This window comes from Sphingobacterium arenae, assembly GCF_014692505.1.
Classification (GTDB): Bacteria; Bacteroidota; Bacteroidia; order Sphingobacteriales; family Sphingobacteriaceae; genus Sphingobacterium; species Sphingobacterium arenae.
Genome location: NZ_JACNYK010000005.1, coordinates 255,306 through 274,075 on the forward strand (window position 1 = coordinate 255,306; position 18,770 = coordinate 274,075).

13 protein-coding genes are annotated in these 18,770 nt (G+C 41.0%); 1 reads left to right on the plus strand and 12 read right to left on the minus strand.

Annotated features, from left to right (window positions below; translation table 11 throughout):
- Window positions 1–3: 3 nt before the first annotated feature.
- Window positions 4–1,779 (plus strand): BACON domain-containing protein, encoded by a 1,776-nt coding sequence (locus H8B17_RS16815; RefSeq protein WP_190310381.1) that lies wholly within the window; start codon window positions 4–6, stop codon window positions 1,777–1,779.
- Window positions 1,780–1,890: 111 nt separating this feature from the next.
- On the opposite strand, the gene H8B17_RS16820 is transcribed toward H8B17_RS16815, so the two are convergent.
- The 12 genes from H8B17_RS16820 to H8B17_RS16875 all read right to left on the minus strand — a co-directional run bounded on the left by H8B17_RS16820 (window position 1,891) and on the right by H8B17_RS16875 (window position 18,770).
- Window positions 1,891–3,243, minus strand: coding sequence for a polysaccharide lyase 6 family protein (locus tag H8B17_RS16820; RefSeq protein ID WP_190310382.1), 1,353 nt, complete (start codon window positions 3,241–3,243; stop codon window positions 1,891–1,893).
- Window positions 3,230–5,419, minus strand: coding sequence for a chondroitinase-B domain-containing protein (locus tag H8B17_RS16825; RefSeq protein ID WP_190310383.1), 2,190 nt, complete (start codon window positions 5,417–5,419; stop codon window positions 3,230–3,232). Before H8B17_RS16825 ends, H8B17_RS16820 begins: the two co-directional genes overlap by 14 nt.
- A 27-nt stretch (window positions 5,420–5,446) precedes the next feature.
- A complete protein-coding gene (locus H8B17_RS16830) occupies window positions 5,447–6,151 on the minus strand; it encodes a hypothetical protein (protein ID WP_190310384.1) in 705 nt (234 codons plus the stop codon).
- A 26-nt stretch (window positions 6,152–6,177) separates the two neighbouring features.
- Window positions 6,178–7,464 carry a hypothetical protein gene (locus H8B17_RS16835; RefSeq protein ID WP_190310385.1) on the minus strand — a complete coding sequence of 429 codons (1,287 nt, stop codon included), beginning with the start codon at window positions 7,462–7,464 and terminating at the stop codon, window positions 6,178–6,180.
- Between the two features lie 12 nt (window positions 7,465–7,476).
- Entirely contained in the window at window positions 7,477–9,054 is a 1,578-nt protein-coding gene (locus H8B17_RS16840) for a RagB/SusD family nutrient uptake outer membrane protein (RefSeq protein WP_190310386.1), read from the minus strand.
- Between the two features lie 12 nt (window positions 9,055–9,066).
- On the minus strand, window positions 9,067–12,261 hold the full coding sequence (locus tag H8B17_RS16845) for a SusC/RagA family TonB-linked outer membrane protein (protein WP_190310387.1): 3,195 nt from the start codon (window positions 12,259–12,261) through the stop codon (window positions 9,067–9,069).
- Window positions 12,262–12,333: 72 nt separating this feature from the next.
- Window positions 12,334–13,086 (minus strand): SDR family NAD(P)-dependent oxidoreductase, encoded by a 753-nt coding sequence (locus H8B17_RS16850; protein ID WP_190310388.1) that lies wholly within the window; start codon window positions 13,084–13,086, stop codon window positions 12,334–12,336.
- Between the two features lie 9 nt (window positions 13,087–13,095).
- On the minus strand, window positions 13,096–14,364 hold the full coding sequence (locus H8B17_RS16855; RefSeq protein ID WP_190310389.1) for an MFS transporter: 1,269 nt from the start codon (window positions 14,362–14,364) through the stop codon (window positions 13,096–13,098).
- 13 nt (window positions 14,365–14,377) lie between these two features.
- Window positions 14,378–15,406, minus strand: a complete 1,029-nt coding sequence (locus H8B17_RS16860; RefSeq protein WP_190310390.1) for a chondroitinase-B domain-containing protein — start codon at window positions 15,404–15,406, stop codon at window positions 14,378–14,380.
- 10 nt (window positions 15,407–15,416) lie between these two features.
- Window positions 15,417–16,271 carry an alpha/beta hydrolase gene (locus H8B17_RS16865; RefSeq protein ID WP_190310391.1) on the minus strand — a complete coding sequence of 285 codons (855 nt, stop codon included), beginning with the start codon at window positions 16,269–16,271 and terminating at the stop codon, window positions 15,417–15,419.
- A 4-nt stretch (window positions 16,272–16,275) separates the two neighbouring features.
- Entirely contained in the window at window positions 16,276–16,620 is a 345-nt protein-coding gene (locus H8B17_RS16870) for a cupin domain-containing protein (protein ID WP_190310392.1), read from the minus strand.
- On the minus strand, window positions 16,617–18,770 hold the full coding sequence (locus H8B17_RS16875) for a heparinase II/III domain-containing protein (protein WP_190310393.1): 2,154 nt from the start codon (window positions 18,768–18,770) through the stop codon (window positions 16,617–16,619). Before H8B17_RS16875 ends, H8B17_RS16870 begins: the two co-directional genes overlap by 4 nt.

The following is an 18,770-nucleotide window of genomic DNA, read 5'->3' on the forward strand; positions in this document are numbered from 1 at the left end:
AATATGAACAGATATTTGAATCAGTGGACTGGCATACTCTTCGTGTTACTACTTGGTGTTTGCTTTTCCTGTTCGAAAATTGATGATTTAGGTAGTTTTACGCCGCAAGAACCAGCGTTTTCATTGGAGACCGATGCTATCGAAGTGAGTAAAGAAGGTGGAGAATTTACAATCAATGTAGAATCGAATTTACCTTGGCGTGTAAAAAGTAATGCAGACTGGGTTAGTTTTTCTTCTGAAAATGCTTTGGCAGATGGAAAGATTACATTTAGTATCGCTCGCAATAGAAGTACCAATCCAAGGAATGCGGAATTGACCGTTTGGATTACGAAAGATAATGAAAAGAAAATACAGGTTATCCAAGCAGCTGCAGAACCAAGTGATTTAGTTACACATTTCTATGTGAAAACTACGGGAACTGAAGAAAATTCGGGCCTTTCGTGGAATGAGGCTACTACTTTAGACAAAGCATTGGATGCGGTAGTGCCTGGGGATGTTATCCATATTGCGGCTGGTACGTATATACCAACAAAAGTTCTTACAGGTGGGAGTGCTAGTAACGCCGCTGATAGGACATTTGAGATACATAGTAATATAGGTCTAATAGGTGGATATCCGAATGATGCGGTGGAAGGAGCCGTATCTGATCCTACCTCGTATGAAACTATTCTGAGTGGCAATACGTCTTCAGGAAAGGTCTATCACACCGTGGCTATTACTGCGCCACCTCAGAATGGACAGAAAGTTGTTTTGCAAGGTCTTTCAATTAAGCACGGACAGGCGGCTAACAGCGGAACAGGACATATCACGCTAAACGGCGCCCAATATTATCGTTTCTATGGAGGTGGATTGATCGTGGCCCGCTCGACCGTAGATATTTTTGATTGTGAGATATCCGAAAATACAACGGGCTTTCATGCCGCGGGCGTGTTCGCCTTTTCGGGGGCTACGGTGCGATTTGAACGAAGCACAATCAAAGAGAATAAGGGAACACATAATGGCGGTAATGGAGGAGGTATCTTTAACGAGGCAGCGACGGTTTATTTTAATGATTGCGAGATATCAAATAATACCATCAGCGGTGTAGGTGCGGGAATTTATGCTTTTAGCGGCTCGCAGCCCACTTATACTTATATTTATAACAGTACTATCGCATATAACAATAACAACGGCGCCGGTTTAAGTGAAACTCGTCGTGGAGGCGGTTTTTATGGAAGGGAACGTTCGGTAACGGTGATCGTAAACTCTACTTTCTACGAAAATATTGGTGGCCATGGAGCGGGTATTAGTCTCTATGGAACAGCAGCGGCTCCCTCTCGGTTAGATGTGATCAGCACATCTATTACTGGAAATAAGGGCTATAACAATGGAGGAGGCATTGAACTAACATCCAATACCACACTCCGTATCTATAATTCCATTTTATCAGGTAATACGGCTGTTAGTGGTGGGGATATATTTACTGGCTCAGGTGCCAATCCGGTATTTTCGTCAAGTGTCCGCGGCAATCAATTGTTGGATGGAAACGGTGACATCATCTCCGGTCAATCATTTGATGCGGAAACGATGCTAAGCAGATTTGCTAACTATGGAGGGTATGGGCGGACTTTACCGCTATCGGCTGGTTCACCTGCTTCGACACAGGGGATGTCGGCCAGTCAGTTGGAAAATTTGGGTACGACCTATACCCCTGCAATTCCAACCGACGTTATCACCAATGACCAGAATGGAAAATCGCGTCAAAATATTGCAGCTATGGGGGCGAGTATTTCGCAATAAAAGTTGTTTTGCGAAACGATATCATATCGTTTTATTAGAGAAGTTGGGTGTAAAATCCCCTGTGCATCGTGCACAGGGGATTTATTTTAGAGATTTGTACGGAGTACTTATTTATTTACCTACTAGTTTGGTTTGATTTAGATTTATCCACTCTGGACCTATTTTATTGCTCTTGTCTAGCCAAAAAACAGGCATATTGGTATATATACCGTATTCGTTGACCTTCAATAAGTCATTTAGTTTCAAAAAGCCGTTTTCTGATATAGAAGTATTTGTTTGGTTATTATTAATGCTTATCCCAATTGGCTTTGCTTCATATTTGATGACGGTAGAAACATCTTGGAAAATATTATCGTGTATCGTAATATTTTGGGGAACGACAGTACGGGTGGTATTGGCACCAGCACCGATAACGATACCTTCTGTACATCCGATAACGATATTGTTCTTGATTTGTGCGTCCTGTACTTGAAAATATTCATTAAGCTCGGGACTTTCTACAGCATTCATAATCGATAAGGCAGCTCGCAAAGATTTTCCTTTTAATTTGTGTAGGTAATTACCTTCTACAAGATGACGTTCACCGATGACACGTATTCCGCCAGAGTTGACTTTTTCGTTACCGATAAAGAAGTTATTTCGGATGATATTATCATTTCCATGACGAAGCGTTAATGTTCCCGAGCATTCATAGAAAAGATTATTCTCGATGATATTATGACATGACTTGACAGAAATGATCTCGATTTCACCATCACAATTGTCGAAGATATTATTGGTGACAAGTGTGCTGGATGTATGCATAGACCAATGACTTGTTCCTATTCGTATGGTCTCCCCTCCATTTGTTCCCAGTTCAGGACGATGACCAAAATAATTTCGGGTAATAATATGATGATTGGGATTTTCTGCTAACCATACCACGAGGGTCGTTCCTGAATGGTTTTTACCTGTAAATTCACAGTTTGCTACCGTATTATGTGTGCCGTAGAGAGAAACCCATTTGTAATCGATATCCTTGTTGTTCGGATTGTAATGTAGAATAGCTGAATTTACCAAGGTACAATGTGACGATTTTTTGGAAAATGTGATTACGTCCTTACCGGTCGAAAATCCGTCCTTGAATACAAACCCATCTGCTATAATCCATTTTCCATCTATCGTCAAATTGGATTTTTCGGAAAAGTGTGTGTTTTTTGGATCAGCTACCCGAAAAACAATTGGTTGATCTGCTGTTCCGCTACCTTTCAGTGTTATCTGACTGTTTTCCCATTGGTTGTCCACAAGATATACGGTATCTCCGGGGCTGGGACGTAAGGCATGAAGTTCATCAACGTTTTTAACTTCGATTCTTATAGCTCGATCGAGTTTAAGATCAGCTTCAGGGATATCGATGGTCGCCGAACAGTTGCTATAGAACAAAATGAAGGTTAAAAATATAATGGTGTTTTTATATAAGTTCATGGCTGCCTATTATTTGATTGATTTTAAAAGATTTTGGGAGCTGCTTGTTTAACGCTTTGAACTCCATGAGAATTGGTTTTTCTCCACTGTTTCCCCCACTATTTTGTGGATAAAAAGTTTCGATTTTTCCAGATTCGAAAAAATTTGAATTTTCGATAAGAATATCATGATATCGAAATTCACGGCATTCAATACTTCGTCCTCCTTGGCCGGACTGGTATACGTTATTGTTCTGAAAGCGAATATATTGCGGGCCTATTAACCTGATGGCTGCTCCCTGTTCTTTATTATCGACTTCATTGAATGTACAATGGTATATCTCCACAAAAGGGCCGGTGGTACTTTCGTCATTTCCACCTCTATAGATATCAATAGCACTATTTAAAATATTCGAAAATATACAATCTTTAATCCATACATTTTCAACATTGTAGATACCTTTGTCTTCACGTTCAGCGTTATACGCTATGCCGGTACCCGATATGTTATAAAACACACAGTTTTCTATTTGAAGTGAATCAGCAAAAGAAGCTTTCTCCGCCTTTATTCCTGCAAAGGTACTTTCGTTAAAATCCGTAAATGTACAGTTTTTGACTTTTAAGGTGTAGCGCTGTAATACACCGTCTATATCTGTATTGATTCCCGAACGAACATTTCCGTAGCTTTCATATGTGCCTAAAAAATAAATATTTTCTACATGAAGAGAGCCGTTGTTGGCGATAACAATAAATGCCGGCAGTGTCTTGTCTGCGTTACTGACAAAGGTATATTTTTGATTACCGGTAATGATCAATGGTTTGGTAATAAGGAGTGGTTTTTCCAAACCGAAGATCAGTTGGTCGGATTGAAGGAAAAGCGTATCGTATGCATGTGCATGTTGAATAGCGTCATATAGTTCTTCTGTGTTTCGGATGATATGCTTCGTAGAAGCATAAGCGTCTGCTTGTACATTTTTGGAAACTAAAGTGGAACCAAAGCTATCACTGTTCACTTGTACATCCTGAAAAATATCGGATGTGTCGTTGTTTGCAAGTAGTATTCCTTTTTCATTGTTGTTCAGGTACCATTTGTTGCCGTATTGAGCGAAGGTGTTGTTCTCAAAACGGATGTTTTCAGGTGCGACAGTCCGTTCATTGTCTTTTCCCCCACCAAATACCAGACTTTCAGAATTTACGAATGTATTGTGATCGATCTTGACATCCTTCACCGGCATGTAACGGTTTATCAGTGAATTAGGAACGCCATTCATAATCGTTAATGGTGATCTGAATCCCTTACCACGAAGATTTTTAAACATGTTGTTTTTGATGACATGGCCGGAATTAACCATTCGGACGCCTCCGGTTTCCTTTTGGAAGTTACCATCAAATATATTCCCGTCTACGACATTATTGTCACCATGACGCAATACCAAAGAACCTTCGCATTCGAAAAAATAATTTCCTGCTATGTAATTGGTGCCAGATTTTATCGAGACAATTTCCGTTTCTCCTGAGCAATGTTCAAAAAAATTGTTGGTCAATTGCGTATTGGAATCATGCATGGAGTAGCGGGAAACGCCTATTCGTATTGTTTCTCCTCCATTGGATCCTAAACGATACCGGTTTTTAAAATGATTTTTCTCGATAAGATGAAAATTCTTTTGGCTTCTTTCATCATTTAACTCGACAATAAGTACTGGACCTGCATTTATTTTTCCGTCAAAAGTACAGCCGGCAATACGATTATGCCGTCCCCAGAGCACAACCCAATTATCATTATCGAAGCGATTCGGCTTGTTGTAATGGTCAATAACAAAATTTTCAATCGTACAATGGTTGGCCAAATCATCACTTATTCGAAATGTAATCACGGAGTTTTTAGCCGCATGCCCTTTCCGGAAGTAGAAGTTTTTGAGGTGGAGATGTTCACCGGCTATGGACAGCGACGATTTATTCTCTATGAATAAAGGGGCGTCATCGTTGGTGGTGATAACGATGGGTTGCTGTGCTGTTCCACGTCCACGTATCTTCAAGCTGACATCTTTCCATATACCAGCATTCGTAATGGTGATCCTGTCGCCAGGATTTGCTTTCTTTACTGCCTGCTCAAGCTCCTGCGGTGTTGCTACGGATATATCGTTACCGAAGATAACTAACGGTAGCAGGAGTAAGATGCTGCCAATTATTTTTTTCATGTTTTTCTCTTATTACTCCCTAATAAATTAACCTTTTGATACAGCCAAATCAAACTTTAAAGCCGACAAATTCGCGTTTTCTGTCACTTCTCTCATGCGTATCAAGACGTTCATACTTCCTCGCTCTGTAGGAATTTTTGCCCAAATTAGATAGGTATCTATCGTATTGAAAACATTGGATGCAGGTGTTTCGGTTGCTGAATATCGTATTGCCGAACTCGACGGTTCTGGGATTCCCTTGAAGAGGTCGTCGGAAAGCTGGGTGATATCTCCGGAATTAAATGCTTCATAAATGGCGCGCTGTCTTTTGTTCGATGGAAGCAGCACCCGAAAACGGGTCGCTGTCCACTCAGCAGGTGCCACTAGTGCTTCGTATGAAACTCCATTGCACCTGTAATTTTTGATGATATTCGTTGCGTTATTGGGCGAATAAATAGATACACCTTTGCTTGTATAGTAGGCGAGCAGTGCTATTTTCTTTTCATTATTGTTCAAAGCACACGGACCGATCAACTGGAACTCCGGCAATATAAGCGCATTATTGTCGAAAGTAGTTTTACTGTTGCCTTGTGTATTCATCGTGATATCTTGGTGAATTTCATAACCTTTGGCATGCACCACCTCTTCTACTATCTCTTTTGTATTAAATACATCGGATATGGAAGTAAGCACGCCTCCGTGGAATGACAATAGAGGCAATGTAATCAGTAAGCTATTCATGAATGTTTTCATACTATTTTTGTTTAATATGTCTATACTTAATTTTTGGGCACCAAAAGATCAAACCGTATCGAAGATTCATTGCCATTTTCTATCACTTCGCGGATACGTAGCAAAACATTGATGGTGCCTTGAGGATTTGGTATGGTTGCCCAAATCAAATAAGCCTCTTGGGTGAATATACTCGCCGATGCTTCCGCTGTAGACGAATACCGCGGAGCAGAGCTGGAAGGAGCTGAGATACCATCAAAGAAATCATCCGATAAATCGGGGATACTGTTGGTATTGTAGGCATCATATACCTCTTGTTGCCTTGAATTTGATGGCAGCAATACGCGGAAACGTGTCGCGATCCAGTTCGACGGAGATGTAATAGGTGTGTACGGTGAGCCGTTGCATCGGTAATTTCCAATAATATTTGTGGTGTTGGTAGGCGCATATAAGGATACACCGCTGCTGGTAGCATACATAAAGAAAGATATAGCTTCCTCTTTATTAACGAAATTACAAGGGCCTGTCAACTCAAAACTAGGTAATAGTAAGGCGCTATTATTAAAGGTTACCGCATTAGTACCTTGTGCGCTCATGGTTACATTGGTGTATATCTCGTAGGGAAGGACAGGAATGGCTATTGAGGCTTCTGATGACAGCCCATAGGCGTCGTACATGATGAGTTTTAGATTTGCTGCATTTGGTCTATATGTATAAGCGTAATCAAAAGTGTGTGTTGTTTCCCCATTTAAATCCATTTCGTGCACTTTTACAAAAGCCCCTTGATAATCATCATACAGTTCAATTTTCGTAATTCCGTTTTCCGATTTCGCGGTGGCGGTAACTTGGATTACGTTTGCATCATCAGGCACCAATGATTCGGGGACGTTCTCCCAAAAAGGAAGCGGGGGCGTAAAGCTTTGGATGTTGATAACAGCTTCGTCGGAGCTATTATCTGTTCGTTTAATCATCAGTTTTAATCCGGAAACATCCTGCATGGGTATATGCTCAAATAAATCAGCTTCCATCACAAATTGGATACTTCGTTTGCTGTCGAGGTCTTGTGTATAGGTGATATCTACTAATGAATCACTCACGCCTTCTCTGATAAGATAGGTATATATAAAGTTGATATCTTTTTGGGAAGTAATTTGTGCTTCAATATTATTCTGGGGCGTAAATGTTTTCGTTGCGGTGTTAAAAGTATAATCTTGTGCTTCGACAACATCTTTTGCTCCCTTATCGTTGAGAATCACGTCCTCACTTTTTTTAGAACAAGCCAGTATGCCGAAAATACATACGGTTATGGCTATGATATGAATTATAGTTTTCATCACGTTTATGGTTTAATATCCAGTATTTTGTTCAAGTTCTAATTCATTGTTTGTGGTAATCTCCCGAAGCGGGATAGGCAAAAGCAATCGCTGCTCCGTCACTTTTGCTTTTAAATCTTCCAGGGAAATTGCTGGAACAATTCGGCTGTAATGCTCGGGATATTCGTTCTCGAAATGTTGTTTCAAAGTTTCTATCGCTTTGCCAAATCGTACAAGATCGAAGAAACGTTGGTTTTCAAATGCCAATTCTAACTTGCGTTCGTTCAGCAAAGCGTCGATAAATCGCGACTCGCTATCGATACTGTTTGTACCTGTGGTCGGGTAGGTGAAGAATTGGGCGGAAAAAGCAGAAGAACCATCGTATTCTACGGCGCCTGCTCTTTCTCGAACGGTGTTGATGAGCTGTACAGACTCTCCATTTGGCCCGTCATACCCAAGTGCTTCGGCTTTCATAAGCAATATATCTGCATATCGTAGAACAGGAAAATCGTTTTCCGCGTCATAACGTGTCATTATAGGCGAAACGTACTTCTTTACATAAGGCTTCGTAGGGCTATAAATGGCGAGATTGGCAGCATATCGGGTATCCTTGTTGGTTGCATGTGAAGTATAATACATGGACATGGCTTCATAGGTCGGGAAATTTAGACCATCACCATCATTGTTTACAACAGCCGATCCTGAGCCAGTGGGAGCGAAAAGATTAGCAAATGGAGAGCCCAAACCAAAACCGCCGGCCTTGTATCGAACGGCGAATAGGATTTCTGCATTCGTTTCATTTCCAATCGAGAAAACATCGCTATAACTCGTTGCTAATTCATGTCCGCTTTTGCTGATTATTTCATTCAATTCTGATAAGGCATCGTTTTTTCTGTCGAGTGTCAGGAATACCTTAGCTAACATTGCTCGAGAAGCCCAGTGGGTGACGCGCCCTAAATCGTCCGACGGAATGTTCTGATATTGTATTGCAGGAAGAACTTCGATGGACCTTTGTAAGTCAGCGATGATTAAATTATAGACATCTTCTTTGGTATCGTAATTTTTTGATTTTGATGTGTTGGGGTTTACGGGTTCTGTTACCATAAAGATATTCCCAAATAACCTGACCATATTAAAATAGTGATAAGCCCGAATGAACAATGCCTCTCCCACAATATGTTGCCATTCCGTTTCCGTCATATTGGCATTTCGTTGGATTTGGTGATCGCCGTCTATATACTGAACACCCATATTGTTTAATAGGTAGTTTACTGCACGGATGTTTCGGTATGTACTTATCCAGTAATCATACACTTGGAGATGATCGGCATTTAGGGTGAACATATCCAATTCGTTTTGTTCTATTCTAGGTGCAGCACTGCTATTTGCCACGCCTTGTAAGGAGAGATCAGAACGTAACTCCGTCATCATCCACTCATTATATAGTGGTGCATGCATCCCATTGTAGCAACCCGTAAGTGCCGTATTAGCTTCTTTGTAGTCACGATAGAATGCACCAACGCCGACATTGGATATAGGGTCTATATCAATTATTCGTTCGCAAGAACTTAGCGCAACGACTAACATGCTGTATAACAATATTCTTTTCATGATTTTGTCAGTTTAAAAATTGAAATCTAGACCAAACGTGTATGTACGCATCAGGGGGAAGGCACCACGTTGATAGCCATTTACTAATGGATTATTATAGTTACCCGAGGTGGTACGGGCTTCTGGATTAATACCCCTGTAGTTGTTACCCATAAAATAAAGTAGGTTTTCTCCGGAGGCGTACAGTCGTAGCGCTTTGACCCCGAGCTTGTTTAGTATTTTTTGTTTGAATGTGTAACCGAATATAACGGATCGTAGGGAAGCATAAGAGGCACTTTCCACAACATAGTCCGTTAACATCCAATTGACGCCGTTGGTAAGATAAGGCGTTTTGCCATCGCCGGGATACATTTCACTTATCCATCTGTTTTCGACTACGTTGCGGTTAAAACGTTTAGACTCATTATAGTTATGATCGCCATTGACTAGCTGGCCACCTTGTACCCCTTGTACCAAAAAACTCAGATCTAAATCTTTGTATTTAAACGTGTTTGTGATGCCCCAAGTGAAATCAGGGAAAGGAGAGCCGATAACCGTACGGTCATTTTGATCGATCATATTGTCATTGTTCACATCCACGATTTTAAGTCCGCCGGCCATGAGATAATTACTGATGTTGGTTGTCAATCCATTAGCCACCGCTTCGTCTATTTGAGATTGTGAAAGCCAAACGCCATCTGTTTTGTAACCGAAGAACTGAATAGAAGGTTGACCTATAGTGGCCGCATAAACCTCATTTCTTTCCCCAAAACTATATTGGAAAGGCTCACCGCCTAAATCAATCAGCGTATTTTTATTGTGACTGATGTTTAAATTAGTTGTCCATTCAAAATGAGGTTTTGTCATATTTTTGGTCGTCAATTCGATCTCTATACCTTTATTTTGAACTTTTCCGGCATTATTAATATATTCATCTGAACCACTAAATGCCATAGTGGCTTGATTGTAAAGTAGCCGATCCGTTTTTGAATTGTAATATTCAACCGTTAGCGCGATACGGTTCTTTAAAAAAGCGACGTCAAGACCGGTGTTGGATTCAAATGTTCTTTCCCAGGTGATATTCGGATTTGCCAACAATGCTCCATTGGGAGAGAGACCTAAATTTATATTGCCTGTACCCGAACCAAAAGCATAGTTTGCGGGATACATTAGATCTTGGAAGGCAAAACTATTAATCCGGTTATTTCCTGTGGCACCGTAGCTTGAACGAACTTTTAATGAGCTCAGCCATGATATGTCCTTCATAAAGTTTTCTTCCGAAAGCATCCATCCTACGGAGATGGACGGAAAACTACCGTATTTGTTTCCTTTAGCAAAATAGGAGCTGCCGTCAATACGATAAGATGCTGCCAACATATATTTATTATCAAAATCGTATGTAATCCGGCCGAGATAGGATATCAATCCAATTTGATCTTTCAGCGTATTTGTTAAACTTTGATCGATCTGTCCTGCTTGATTTAATGTTTTAAAATCTTCGGTTGGGAAATCTCTACCGACCATATTGGCATCATCGATCCAAGTTTGTTGTGTCGTGAAGCCCAATAGGCCTGTGAAGTTGTGTTTTTGAATATTCTTTGTATAGTTTAGGGTGTTTTCCCACAGCAAGTCCTTGTAGTGGCGAGTAAAAAGTGTCGCTTGATTAACTGCACCGTCTTGTCTGGCATCACTCTGTGTAAATACCTGGTGTTGGTCAATGTTATAATATCCACCCACAGAGGTTTTGAAGATTAGATTTTTGATGATTTCATAATTGAGATCCATGCTTCCAAGCAAACGATACCGGATACGGGAATCATCTACGCGATCGGCAATCGAAAGTGGCGTGTTGTTGGCCGTATTCCAAGGATCTAAAGTGCCTGAACTCGTCCATAAAGTGCCATCAGGCATATGACCCGAATACCGTAAACTATTAAAATGTCTTGCTTGCGCATAGTCTCCGGCTTTTATATTTGCCCATTGCGAATTCTGGTTTACATATGCTGCTGAAAATTCAGTGTGATAAGCTGGAACGGAAGAGTACCAGCGGTAATAATCTGTGTAATTTACACCTGGTCTTTGTGTTTTATTGTAAGATGGATTGATGTTAAAGTTTAGTTTCAGTTTTGGGCTAAGTGTCGCATTAATCTTGGCACGTATTGACATGCGGTCATTTTCATTGTAACGCATTGCCCCTTGATCTTTCTGTGCGTTGGCAGTCAAGAAGTACTTTATTTCTTTTTTACCTCCCGAAAGACCAACCTGTAGATTGCTGATGGTAGCCGGTTGTAAAGCAAGTTCCTGCCAGTTTGTTGATTGTCCAATGATTTGATTTTCGATAACGTACTGCGCTCGCTCATTATTATTGATTAAATTTCTTCTATTTTCCGGTACGGAGGGATCGTTTTCGCGCAGCGCGGCTTCATCGTATAGTTTGGTGACATATTCAGACATGGTCATAATGGGATGCAGCTCCAAGGTATTCCGTACACCTGTGTATGCTTTTACGGAGTATTGCGGACGATCTGCCACACCTTCTTTTGTGGTAATTAAAATAACGCCATTCGCGGCCCTCGAACCGTAAATGGCAGCAGATGCAGCATCTTTTAATACTTCTATGGACTCTACATCTTGTGGATTCACAAAGGATAGACCGTCGGGTACAGGGTAGCCATCTACGACGACCAAAGGCGAGGTGTTTGAACTGATAGAATTAAATCCTCGTACACGTACGACGGGTTCCGCGCCGACCTCCGAAGAAACGTTTTGGATCGAAACACCCGCTATTTTCCCGATTAGCGCATTATCTAGGCGAGAGGAGGGCATTTCGTCGAGATTGGTATTGACCAGTTTGCTGACGGAGCCTGTTACGGAGGATTTCTTTTGTATACCATAGCCGATTACGACGACTTCTTCAATTTCTTTTTCTTCAGGATCCAAAGATATTTTTAGATTTTCTGTGTCGTTAATCTGTTTTGCATAACGCTGATACCCTATTGCAGATATGAGTAATATTCCCCCTTTTTCTACTCTTATTTCAAATTTACCCTGTTCATCTGTTTTTGTTGCTTGCTTGCTGTTCTGTACAGAAATGCTTGCTCCCGATATAGGAGATCCTAACGCATCTCTTACTTCTCCAGTGACTTTTACCCTCGTTTGTCCATAAAGGTTTCCAGATGATATGGAAAATAAGAAGGTGAATAACATGATGTAAATCGATGTTTTCATGATCATATGGTTTATAATGTATTTGAATAGCAAATGGACACACATGGGTTAGATGTCCATTTGCTTGTCTATTTATGAGAAACTTAATCCTCCGTTGATATCCACGTTCGTTCCGCTCACAAAGCTCGATTCTTCTGATACCAAATATGCAACTAGATCGGCTACTTCCGATGCTTGCCCTTCGCGTCTGAGCGGAGTAGCATTCGCTGTATTTTGACGTGCTTCCGGTTTTGTAAACGTATCATGAAAAGTTGTAGCAATCATGCCCGGAGCGACGCCATTTACGCGAATGCCTTTGGGGCCTAATTCTTTTGCTAAGGAACGGGTATAGGTCATCAATGCTCCCTTTGAAGTAGCATACGCACTTGCTCCTGGACCACCGCCATCTCGTCCGGCAAGCGAGGTAAAGTTGACTATTGCACCTCCTTGAGGCATATAGGGTAGCGCGTTTTTTACAGCAAGGAAAACACTCTTTAAGTTTAGGTTGAGTACATAGTCCCAAAATTCCTCATCCATTTCTTCGGTTGTTTTCCTAGCGACCAGTCCGCCAGCTACATTCACCAAAATGTTGATTTCATTGCCATATTTGTCAGCAGCAGTCTGCACGATCTTTTCGATATCTTCGGGTTTCGTCACATCAGCGTAGACTAACGTTGCTTCTCCACCAAACGCTTGAATTAGTTCCAGGGTTTCTTTTGCTTTTTCTTCATTACCGAAATAGTTTATAACGACTTTTGCGCCTTCTTTTGCTAATTTGATAGATACTTCTCTACCGATGTCTCTTCCTCCTCCTGTCACAATGGCGACTTTGTTTTTTAATTTCATATCTGTTTTTTATTTTTTTGAGTAAATATATTTTATGCTAATCCATGATAGGGGTACCAGAGCGGCAGCTAATGCGAAAAACGATATATAGCTTGTCTGTGTGATAATGGGCACAGCCCAGGTTGTAATAAGCGTTCCTAATACAGCCGCAGTTCCTCCCATTCCCGATACGGTACCTACATTTTTTCCATTGAAATAATCACTAGGTAATGTTTGGATGTTGTTGATTAAAAACTGAAAGCCAAACAAGGTCATCCCGATGAGGCACATGGCGAGGATGGGGGACTCCCGTAGATTATCCAAACGTAGTAATATGATGATTAATGAAATTATCATAATGACTGCGCCGATGGTTACCGCTTCTTTTCTTGCTTCTACAGCCGGTAAATTTTGCCGGATGCGGTAAGAAGAATAATAACCTCCGCTCAGGGAACCCAAAGCCGCAAATAAATAGGGAACCCATGCAAAAGCTCCGATTTGCTTGATGTCAAAATGGAATTGTTCCTTTAAAAATGTGGGAAGCCATGTGACGAACAGCCACCATACGGGATCAATAAAAAAACGTGAGAGTATAATTCCCCAGGTGTTTTTGATTTTCAATAATGCTTTCCAATGTAGTTTCTCTACTGTTGGTGATACTACATTATCTTGAACCTGCACAATGTGCTGTTTCTCTTCTTCTGTAATAAACGGATGCTTTTCGGGTACGTTTCGATTGAAGTAAAGCCAAGGTATGAGCCAAATTATACCTAAAAAACCAATAAGGACAAATGTTGCTTTCCAACCAAAAGCAAGGTATAATAAAACGATAATTGGGGCTGAAATCACGGATCCTAAGCTTGCGCCTGCGCCAAAAATCCCTTGGGCGATTGCCCGTTCTTTAGGAGGAAACCATTCCGCATTGCTTTTTGTTGCACCCGGCCAATTACCGGCCTCAAAAAATCCCAGAAAAAGTCGGAAAATGCTAAAACTCATGATAGATCTGGCGAACGCATGTAATGCTATGGATAAGCTCCATCCCAGTATGGAAATGGTCATTCCCAAACGTGTACCGATCGCGTCCATCATTTTGCCAGTAGCCGTTTGACCGATGGCGTAGGAGATCATAAAGAATGTCGTAATAGCCGCTAGCGCATTTTTCGAATCAGCGGCATCAATTCCAAAATCTTCGTGTATATAGGGCCAAAGGATATTAATAGCACTCCTATCGATGTAGTTGATAACCGTCGCAATCGCGATTAACGTGATGATATACCATCTTAAACCTTTTATTTTCATTTGAATATTTTGTTTATTTATTCGTTATGGTAATGTTGGTTAAGCCTTTTTGGGCACCTTCCTGTTCGTTTGTATCGTCAATAATATTACCCACTGCTTCGCCCTTACTGCTTTTGAGCCGTACGTTGATGGCATAACCTGCTGCATTAACTTGAAAGCTGTTGTTGCTGAATATGTTATAGCTGCCCCAACCCTCATAAGCGCAATTAACCTGTATGCCGTCCAGAAAGTTTGTGTTAGAACCGTCGTGATACCCTTGGTTGTTCTCTATCTGGTAGCTGTTTCCTTTAACATCTAACCAGCTATCTGCACTGTTTTCACCAGAAATTCCATCGGCGTAAAACGCATTATGCGCAATCAAACCATAGGACGTGCCTTCTTTTATATCGATACATTCCGCTGTGATACCCGGTCCGATTTTATTGTGTATAACCGTGTTGTGATCACATTTGTCCGGTTCTCCATCCGTGTATCTTGCCCAATTGCTATTCGCCGTTCCGATATAGATGCCTTCGCCGTAGCCTGGTCTTTTTAGGCCAGTAGCCGAGACATCGCAATGTTGTACCACATTATGGCTACTGAACTTCCGTAGATGTATAGCTTCCTCGCCGATTTTTTTGACAGTAAGGTAGGCTAGGGTATTGAAAGAAGCATTATCAGCCATGAAACCTTTTAACCCATTTTGTAACGTCATCTTTCTAATTTTACAATGGTTACCTTGTAAATGAAATACATATCCGGTATGGGTATCACCTGCATCTAAAATAGTCGCTGTCCCGGCACCCTCTACCACGATAGGCTGTGTTTCGGTTCCACTTTTTGAAAGTATAAATTTACCCTCGTATCTGCCTGGAGCAATTACAATAGAATCTCCCGGCTGTGCCTCCGCCAATGCCTTTTTCAGCTGAGCAGTACTTTCTACTTTAATGAGTGTATAAACGTGGGGATTTTGAGGTTGACTTTCGTCTGTCGGCAGTGGAACCAGCGATGTTGCCCCACAGGAAACACCTGTTAAGAAAATCAAAAAGATGAGCTGTTTCATACGGATAGATTTAAATAATGTTGAGTTTCTTTATAAATAGTATAATTCGTTTGCTGATCTCCCGATTCTCCTCTTGCGGAAATTTACCATGGAGGCCGTCTTTAACGATATATAGCTCATGGTATACTCTTGCTTTGTCCAATTTCTTTTGTAGATCGTAAGACATTTCGATCGGGACAATGGGATCTGCGTCTCCATGAACAATAAAGGTAGGAGGGGAGTTTTCGCTGACATAACTGACGGGAGCGACGGACGCGATAAATTTATTGTTATGGTGATTTTCGCCCAACCATTGCTGCGCAGATTTACTTTTCCATGCTTTCACTTCGGTGATACCATACTTGTCTATAATAGCTGCCACGCGCATGTCCTCAACAGGAAGACAGTTTTTGTCAAATCTCTTGTCATTGCCCAATAAGCCGCCCATTAGTGCTAGATGTCCACCAGCTGAGCCGCCCATAATGATAACCTTGTTAGGGTCGATGTTCAGTTCTTTGGCGTGGTACTTTACATAGGCGATGACGGCGCGGACATCCTCAATGGCTGCGGGCGCTGATGCAGTTTGGGATAAACGATAACCCATATTGGCGACGGCAATATCGTTTTTGAACCAAGACCCAAACCCACGTTGTGTTTCTTTAGAGCCTTTGTTCCAACCGCCACCGTGGATATTGATAACGATAGGTGTGGGCGTTGGATTTGTCGTATTAAAATAGATGTCGACTAATCCAACCCAATCATTGACTTTAGCATATTCTACATTAAGTTTCTTGGAAAAACTTGCAGGATGAGTGACCGTATCCATCTGGGCGTTACTATATGACCAAGAAATTATGAATAATAGTATAAAAGCAATCTTTTTCATCTTGTTATTTCTTGGGTAAAAAGTCCTCCCGTAATGGCGAGAATACGTCGATTAGCATTCCTGGTTCGATACAAACACATCCGTGTGTGGCATGTGGTGGTACGTAATAACCATCTCCCTTGCTTATGATTTTTTCTTCATCGTCTATGGTCATTTTGAAGAGACCACTTTCTACATAAGTAACTTGTGCGTGAAAGTGACTGTGCAGTTCGCCTATGGCTCCCGCCTCAAATTGTGCTTTTACAAGCATAATGGTGTCATCGTAACCGTACACCTGACGTTTTATTCCATTTCCAAGGTCTTCCCACTGGATGTTGTCGTTGAATTGAAAGTTTTCGCTCTGTATCATAATTGTTCTATTTTTATGTTGGAAATTATATTATCTGTTAAATCGGTTTCCAATTGAAATACGCGCGCACCAACTTCAAAACTTATATTGAAGTTGTTTTTTTCTGCCGGCGTGATTTTGAAGTTTTTTACAGCAGGATTTGCATCACTGATCGTTTCGTCTGTTGGGTTAATATCGCCGTATGTTTCTATTAATTGTGCAAATACAGCCTCATGTAAATTTTCTTGTCTTAATACGATCCCCCGTGTCGGTATGAGATTGAGCTGTGGATCATCGGCACCTAGATGCACGTGATTTAGTATGTTATGTGGACTTTGGCTGGCAAAATGGACTTTATAAAATTTATAATTGCTCAGTAATGTAATATAATCACCGTGGGATTGAAGAGCATACGAGCTATTAAGCCATAAATGTTGGTAACCGTTTTTCTCACCAAAAGCGTGTAACGAAACCTTTGCTTCTACATCTTTTTTACGTTGATCGACAACTTGTCCGATATAATAATAAGGGAGATCAACCGTTTTTAGTGCATTGTCACTGTGTATATAGCTGACATCGACAATAAGTGGTTTCTTTAATTCATTTATTTGGATCGTTATAAGAGCGCGTGAAATTTTCGTCTGTGGGTAAGAATGGCTTTCAGAAGCAATAACGTATTTCAATGTATCGTGATCGTATAACGTTATATGCGTAGGGGCAAAGTGTTCCGCTCGATCTACATTTCCGTCAAACTGCGAAGCCTCATTGATAACAATCGTATTATGCGCGATGCTTTGTTTTGCCCACGTATTGTTTTCTTTTAAATAATGACCACCAGATTTGCTTTCGATATTTAAGAAGCGCGCTGCGCCATAATCAGGAAATACTTCGAAGCCATTGTCATAGAGAAGGAAGTTCAGGCGATCAAAATGCCCATGCCCCATTCCGTGTGTCGTGTTTTTAAGAACCAGTGTCTGTTGTGTATCTTCGTCTCCATGACGGAGAATACCTATCCCCCCCTCTTTTCCATCCTTACCGTCTCTTATAAGCGTAGTTTTGTAATCGAAGTTCTTTGATTTACCCAAAAATATATCCCGTGCTACCTTTAATCCTGCATCGGAGATAATTACTTTGTTTTGCCTTTTAGCCATTCCTAACAGCGTAGGATTCGTGTCAATATCGCTATAAGCAATGTTGTTGGCCAATATTAACTCGTTACTCTTTATAGACTTATCCTTGATAGCATCATTTAATGGAAAAAGAAGACCATTGGTATAGCTGGTCTGAAATACGGTTTCTATGGCTTTAGCAAGAAGACGATTCCGATATTCGAATATGTGGAGTTCGGGTTTATAGTTATGCAATGCTTTAGCAAATAAAACGAAGGGCGACAGCGCATACCGTTGATAATAGGGGCCTTCCGCATAGTATCCGTCAGGTGAGAATAATTCGTCAAGCTGTTTCAGAAAACCTGTCTGTTTGTCCAGTGCACTGCCGTATAGGGACTTGTTAACCCATTCCGGCTTATTTAATATTAGACCTGTGATGCCCACGGCGGCAATGCTCCACGTACCATGATTATGGATTTTATCGAATACCGCTTTGTGCGAAATCATCAGGTATTCTGCCATAGGAATAAAAAGATCTTTTTCAATAATCTCCCGTTCTTGTGAGGAGAGTTCTGAAACAATTAGATCGTACGCTTGAATGGCATTTACGAGCCATACACAGTCATTTAGATTCTGCCAAAAGATACGTCCACTGGGATGATTCTCTTTTCTTTTAGGGTGTTCCGGCCAGTCCTGATACTTTTCGGCGTAGGCTGTCAATATATTTTTGCTCAGATTAAGGTATTTGACGTCCTGCGTCACCTGAAAACAAATTGCGCTATTTAGGAGTAGTTGGTAATTTTTTTTGTGTAATTCGTGTGTATAACCGCCACCTGCATCTTGGGGTGTTGGAACGAGTAACTCGTTAATTAATTCATCATCTACAGATTGCTGGATATCCAAAAAGCTATTTTTTAGCAACGGGAATTCTTTCACACCTTCTCTTAATGCAGGGAGATTCGCTTTTGTCACCAACAAGCTAGGGTGCTCCTGTGCAGAAATAATCAGCGGAAAAAATAGAGCAAAAAATATCCTGACCACATGTTTTATGTAGTTTTTCAT

Excerpts from the sequence above, each read along its gene's own strand:
- H8B17_RS16815 (WP_190310381.1), top strand. The coding sequence starts at position 4 with ATGAACAGATATTTGAATCAGTGGACTGGCATACTCTTCGTGTTACTA.
- H8B17_RS16820 (WP_190310382.1), bottom strand. The coding sequence starts at position 3,243 with ATGAACTTATATAAAAACACCATTATATTTTTAACCTTCATTTTGTTC.
- H8B17_RS16825 (WP_190310383.1), bottom strand. The coding sequence starts at position 5,419 with ATGAAAAAAATAATTGGCAGCATCTTACTCCTGCTACCGTTAGTTATC.
- H8B17_RS16830 (WP_190310384.1), bottom strand. The coding sequence starts at position 6,151 with ATGAAAACATTCATGAATAGCTTACTGATTACATTGCCTCTATTGTCA.
- H8B17_RS16835 (WP_190310385.1), bottom strand. The coding sequence starts at position 7,464 with ATGAAAACTATAATTCATATCATAGCCATAACCGTATGTATTTTCGGC.
- H8B17_RS16840 (WP_190310386.1), bottom strand. The coding sequence starts at position 9,054 with ATGAAAAGAATATTGTTATACAGCATGTTAGTCGTTGCGCTAAGTTCT.
- H8B17_RS16845 (WP_190310387.1), bottom strand. The coding sequence starts at position 12,261 with ATGAAAACATCGATTTACATCATGTTATTCACCTTCTTATTTTCCATA.
- H8B17_RS16850 (WP_190310388.1), bottom strand. The coding sequence starts at position 13,086 with ATGAAATTAAAAAACAAAGTCGCCATTGTGACAGGAGGAGGAAGAGAC.
- H8B17_RS16855 (WP_190310389.1), bottom strand. The coding sequence starts at position 14,364 with ATGAAAATAAAAGGTTTAAGATGGTATATCATCACGTTAATCGCGATT.
- H8B17_RS16860 (WP_190310390.1), bottom strand. The coding sequence starts at position 15,406 with ATGAAACAGCTCATCTTTTTGATTTTCTTAACAGGTGTTTCCTGTGGG.
- H8B17_RS16865 (WP_190310391.1), bottom strand. The coding sequence starts at position 16,271 with ATGAAAAAGATTGCTTTTATACTATTATTCATAATTTCTTGGTCATAT.
- H8B17_RS16870 (WP_190310392.1), bottom strand. The coding sequence starts at position 16,620 with ATGATACAGAGCGAAAACTTTCAATTCAACGACAACATCCAGTGGGAA.
- H8B17_RS16875 (WP_190310393.1), bottom strand. The coding sequence starts at position 18,770 with ATGAAAAACTACATAAAACATGTGGTCAGGATATTTTTTGCTCTATTT.